The 5,120-nt window shown below is 71.6% G+C and carries 6 protein-coding genes; 4 read left to right on the top strand and 2 right to left on the bottom strand.

Annotated elements, in window-relative coordinates:
* Nucleotides 1-47 precede the first annotated feature (47 nt).
* Nucleotides 48-431 carry a cold-shock protein gene (locus AB0N06_RS37970; protein ID WP_358863230.1) on the bottom strand — a complete coding sequence of 128 codons (384 nt, stop codon included), beginning with the start codon at nt 429-431 and terminating at the stop codon, nt 48-50.
* A 198-nt stretch (nt 432-629) separates the two neighbouring features.
* On the opposite strand from AB0N06_RS37970, the gene AB0N06_RS37975 reads away from it, so the two are divergent.
* Nucleotides 630-854: a hypothetical protein gene (locus tag AB0N06_RS37975; RefSeq protein ID WP_366139240.1), complete on the top strand. Its 225-nt coding sequence runs from the start codon at nt 630-632 to the stop codon at nt 852-854.
* Between the two features lie 220 nt (nt 855-1,074).
* On the opposite strand, the gene AB0N06_RS37980 is transcribed toward AB0N06_RS37975, so the two are convergent.
* Nucleotides 1,075-1,698: an HAD family hydrolase gene (locus AB0N06_RS37980; RefSeq protein WP_366139241.1), complete on the bottom strand. Its 624-nt coding sequence runs from the start codon at nt 1,696-1,698 to the stop codon at nt 1,075-1,077.
* Nucleotides 1,699-1,840: 142 nt separating this feature from the next.
* Here AB0N06_RS37980 and AB0N06_RS37985 point away from each other — a divergent pair, with 142 nt between their 5' ends.
* Genes AB0N06_RS37985 through AB0N06_RS37995 form a run of 3 tightly spaced genes read left to right on the top strand, consistent with a single transcriptional unit; the run spans nt 1,841 to nt 4,778 of the window.
* Nucleotides 1,841-2,851 (top strand): iron ABC transporter permease, encoded by a 1,011-nt coding sequence (locus tag AB0N06_RS37985; RefSeq protein WP_366139242.1) that lies wholly within the window; start codon nt 1,841-1,843, stop codon nt 2,849-2,851.
* Nucleotides 2,848-3,924, top strand: coding sequence for an iron ABC transporter permease (locus tag AB0N06_RS37990; protein ID WP_366139243.1), 1,077 nt, complete (start codon nt 2,848-2,850; stop codon nt 3,922-3,924). The genes AB0N06_RS37985 and AB0N06_RS37990 overlap by 4 nt, the downstream gene beginning before the upstream one ends.
* Nucleotides 3,921-4,778: an ABC transporter ATP-binding protein gene (locus AB0N06_RS37995; protein WP_366139244.1), complete on the top strand. Its 858-nt coding sequence runs from the start codon at nt 3,921-3,923 to the stop codon at nt 4,776-4,778. Before AB0N06_RS37990 ends, AB0N06_RS37995 begins: the two co-directional genes overlap by 4 nt.
* Nucleotides 4,779-5,120 lie beyond the last annotated feature (342 nt).

Raw genomic sequence — 5,120 nt, forward strand, 5'->3', positions numbered from 1 at the left:
CCGGCAAGGTTTACGCCGCGACGGGGCAAACCTTGCCGGTCGCGGCACTAGACGTCGAGCTGGTCGGCGACCGCGCGCAGCAGGCCGCCGATCTGCCTGCCGGCCGCCTTGTCGGGGTAGCGGCCCCGCTCCAGCATCGGCGTGATGTTCTCCAGCAGCGTCGTCAGGTCCTGCACGATCGATGCGAGCTCGTCCGGCTTGCGGCGCTGGGCGGCAGCGACGGACGGGGTCGGGTCGAGGATCGCCACCGAGAGCGCCTGGTCTCCGCGCTGACCTGCGACAACGCCGAATTCGACGCGCTGGCCGGGCTTGAGTGCGTCGACTCCGTCAGGGAGCACCGACGAGTGCACGAACACGTCGCCACCGTCGTCGCGGGAAAGGAAGCCGAAGCCCTTCTCGCTGTTGAACCATTTGACCTTGCCAGTCGGCAAAGCACGCACCCCATCTCAACCCATAAGCCGGAACCAAGCCTCAGCAGGTCAGGCTGTCCAATGGTCGCGCTCCCCTGCTGGCAGAAGCCTCCACAGGTGCAGTACCCCCCGTCAAGCCTGGTCATCCGGACTCTGTCCAGAAACGGCGCACTCCGGGTGAATGAGCGGCCGCTCCGGGGCGGGAACTACCCTGGCGGGGTGAGTACTCCTCCCTCTGGCGCAGGTGACCGGCTTGTCCGCGTCGGCGCGATCGTTTTCTTCATCGGGGCACTGGCCACACTGGTCACGGTGGCTCCGCTGTTTCTCGGGACCGACCCGTTCCCGCCCTTCGCGTACGCCTTGTGCATGCTGATGGGCGTGGGGTTCCTGATCGCCGCGGCGGGCGTGGTGCGGTCGGCATGGGCGGGGCGCCCAAAAGGGTAGCGCCGGGGGCGTCCGGCGGGCCGAACCGGGCGGCACCACGTGGCCTGGCGAGTCCGCACACACCGATGTCGTGTCCGTCCCCACCGTCGGCACCGCGACCGCCGACCCCGTCGGCATCGACACACTCCGCCCCGGGCTCCTGTTTCTGACCCCAGGGACGAAGTAACCGGTGGGTGGCTCCGCCGTACGCCGCTCAATGAACCCGCACCCGCCGGAGGGCCTACGCCGGATAGCCGTCCAGCCAGGACGGGAACTGCGTCAGCGACGACAGGACGACATCCGCTCCCGCCGCCCGGAGTTCCTCCGCGTCGCACGGGCCCGTCGTGACCCCGACCGACAGGGCATCGGCGGTGCGGGCGCCCCGTACGTCCCCGGTGTGGTCGCCCACGTAGACACCCGCCCCGTGCTCGCGCAGCGCATCCCCCTTGCCCTCCGCCCACAGGCTGCCTATGACCTCGTCGGGTTCGATTCCCAGGTGCGCCAGGTGGAGCCTGGCGTTCGGCGCGTGCTTCGCGGTGACGACGATCGTCCGGCCGCCCCGCGCGCGGATCGCGGCGACGGATTCCCGGGCGCCGGGCAGGGCGGGGCTCGGCGCGATCGCGTACGCGGGATAGATCTCCCGGTACCGGTCGGCCGCGAAGGCCACGGCGTGCGCCGGGTACCAGTTCGCGAGCTCGTGCTCCACCGGCGGTCCGAGCCTGCTGACGACCAGGTCGAGATCGATCGGCGTCCCCGTCTCGGCGGACAGCGCCCGGTAGGTGGCCTTGATGCCCGGCCGGGAGTCGATGAGTGTCATATCGAGGTCGAAGCCGACCGTCAGGGGGTGCGGAGCCATGCTGCCCATTGTGCGGAAGGCATGGCCCTCTTCCGCCCCTCGGTACCCGTTGGCTCCGTAGCCCCCTCCCACCCCGCGGACTCCAGCAGGCTCCGCTTAGACTTAGCCAAGCCTTACCTATCCATGCCTCTCAGCTTGCCGATTGGGTTCGATGTCAGCCGCCGCACCTCGCCGCCACAGACGCGCTCTCGCGACGGCGGCGGCCGTCGTGGCGCTGCTGGTGGCCGTCCTGCTCAGTCTGGCCGTGGGGGCGCGGCCCATCGCACCGTCCGCGGTGCTCGACGCCCTGCTGCACGGCGGGCACTCCGACGCCGCCGAAGTGATCCGGCAGCTGCGGGTGCCGCGCACCCTGATCGGACTGATGGTCGGTGCGGCGCTGGCCCTCGCGGGCACGGTGCTCCAGGGCATCACCCGGAACCCCATCGCCGACCCGGGAATCCTCGGCATCAGCCAGGGTGCGTCCGTGGGCGTGGTGCTGGCCATCGCGTTCGCGGGGATCCACACGTTGGCGGGGTACGTCTGGTTCGCGTTCGCCGGGGCTGCGATCGCCTCGGTGGCCGTGTACGCGATCGCGTCGCGCGGGCGCGGCGGAGCGACGCCCGTGAAGCTCGCACTGGGCGGTGCTGCGATCAATGCGCTGCTGGTGTCGGTGACCATGGCGGTGCTGACGACGAAGGCGTCCGCCCTCGACGAGTTCCGCTTCTGGCAGGTCGGTTCGATCGCCGGGCGCGAGGCTGCGGTGGCGCAGCAGATCTGGCCGTTCCTGCTGGTCGGCACGGTGCTCGTGCTGTCGGTGGCACGAGGCCTGGACGCACTGGCGCTGGGCGAGGACATGGCGAAGGGGCTGGGGCAGAAAGTGGCGACGGTACGCATCGTCGGCGGCATCGGGGCCACGGTGCTGACCGGCGTCGGGGTCGCTGCGGCCGGACCGATCGCGTTCATCGGGCTGGCCGTCCCGCACATCGCCCGTGCGATCGTCGGCAGCGACCACCGGTGGGTGCTGCCGATGGCGGCGCTGATCGGGCCCGTGATGCTGCTCGTCTCCGACGTCGTGGGCCGCATCGTCTTCCCGCCGGGCGAGGTCCCGGCGGGTGTGATGACGGCGCTGATCGGGGTGCCGTTCCTGGTCACGCTGGTACGCCGGAAGGCGGTCCCGGCATGAGCGACACCCTGACCCGGAGCCGAGTGCGGCCCGCCGGGTACAGCGTCGTACGGATCGGGACGCGCGGGCGGTTCCTGCTGCACCGGCGCGCGGCGGCCGCCGCGGCGGCCCTCGTCGTGCTGCTGGCGGTCGTCTGTGTCGCGTACCTCTGTGTCGGCGAGAGCTTCGTCGCCCCCGCCGAGGTCGTGAAGGTGATCCTGGGACAGCCGTCCCCGGACGAGCTGGTCGTCGGGACATTGCGGCTGCCCCGCATGGTCGTCGGACTGCTGGTCGGCGCGGCCTTCGGGATCGCCGGGGCGCTGATCCAGACGGTCGCCCGCAATCCGCTGGCCAGCCCCGACATCATCGGCATCAGCCAGGGCGCGGGCGCGCTCACGGTCGGCGCGATGACGTTCGGCGTCACCTCGTACACCGTTCTGCCGTATCTGTCGGTCACCGGCGGGATCGCGGCGGCGGCGCTCGTGTACGTCTTCGCGTGGCGCGGCGGGCTGCACGCCACCCGGTTCGTCCTCATCGGCATCGGTTTCGCCATCGCGCTGCGGTCCGTCACCACACTGTTCCTGACGAAGGGCGACTATCTGGTCGCTCAGCAGGCCCAGATCTGGATGACGGGCTCACTGAACGGCCGCGGCTGGAACGAGGCCGCGCCGATCGGCTGGACACTGCTGGTCCTGGCCCCGGCCGTGCTGTGGGCGGCCCGCGCACAGCGGACCGTGTCCCTGGACGACGACACGGCGACAGCGCTCGGGGTACGGCTGGGGAGGGTACGGCTGGGGCTCGTCGCACTCGGCGTGGTGCTGGCGTCCGTGGCGACGGGGACGGCCGGGCCGGTCGACTTCGTGGCGCTGCTCGCCCCGCAGATCGCCCGCCGCATGACCCGGACCGCGCAGATACCGCTGTTCTCCTCGGCGCTGCTCGGCGCGGTGATCGTCGTCTTCGCCGACCTGCTGGCGCGCAGGCTCTTCTCGCCCACCGAACTGCCGGTGGGCGTGCTGACGGCGGCGGTCGGCGCCCCGTATCTGATCTGGCTGATCATCCGCGGTCACGGTGGTCGTAGTGGAGGCACAGCATGAGTTCGACCCGTACGTCCGACACCGTCGCCGGGACGACGACCGGCCGGCTCACCGCACGCGGGCTGACCCTCGCGTACGAGGACCGCACGGTCGTGCACGAGCTGGACCTCACCGTGCCGGACGGCAGGGTGACGGTCATCGTCGGCCCGAACGCATGCGGCAAGTCGACGACCCTGCGGGCGCTCGGCCGACTCCTCAAGCCGCGCGGCGGAGCCGTACTCCTCGACGGTACGGAGCTGTCCCGGATCCCCACCAAGAAGATCGCCCAGTCGATCGGGCTGCTGCCGCAGACCCCGGTCGCGCCCGAGGCGATCACCGTCTCCGACCTCGTCGCCCGCGGCCGCCAGCCGCACCAGCACTGGTGGCAGCAGTGGTCGGACGAGGACGAGCGGGCGGTGACCGACGCGATGGAGCGTACGGACATCACGGCGCTCGGCGACCGGTCGGTGGACGAACTCTCCGGCGGACAGCGGCAGCGGGTCTGGATCGCGATGGCGCTGGCCCAGGAGACGGATCTGCTGCTGCTCGACGAGCCGACGACGTACCTCGACATCGCGCACCAGGTGGAGGTCCTCGACCTGGTCCGGCAGCTCGCCGCCCCGGCGGCGGACGGCACCCGGGGCCGCACGGTCGTCACCGTGCTCCACGACCTGAACCAGGCCGCGCGGTACGCGGACCACCTGGTCGCGATGAAGGCGGGCCGGATCGTCGCCGAGGGCCGCCCCGAGGACATCGTCACGGCAGACCTCGTACGCCAGGTCTTCGGCCTGGAGGCAGTGATCGTCCCGGACCCGGTGACGGGTTCACCGCTGGTGGTACCGGGGGCCCCGTGGTCCCACCCCGGTCCGGGCTGACCGGTTCCGTCCTCAATCGCCGGACAGGCTTGATTTTCGACGCCGTGCCCCGGGGGCACCGCCGCGCTGCCCGGTGCCGGGGCGGATGGGACCCCTCCGGGGTGACCGGTTCCGTCCTCAAGCGCCGGACAGGCTTGATTTTCGACGCCGTGCCCCGGGGGCACCGCCGCGCTGTCCGGTGGTGGGGCGGTTCTCTTCCCCGGGTCCGGGGTGACCGGTTCCGTCCTCAATCGCCGGACGGGCTTGATTTCGGCGCCGTGCCCCGGGGGCGCCGCCGCGCTGTCCGGTGGCGGGGCGGGTGGGGCCCCTCCGGGGCGTCTCCTCGGGACTGGCGCGGAAACC

The sequence above is a fragment of the Streptomyces sp. NPDC051020 genome (assembly GCF_040683105.1).
GTDB lineage: Bacteria > Actinomycetota > Actinomycetes > Streptomycetales > Streptomycetaceae > Streptomyces.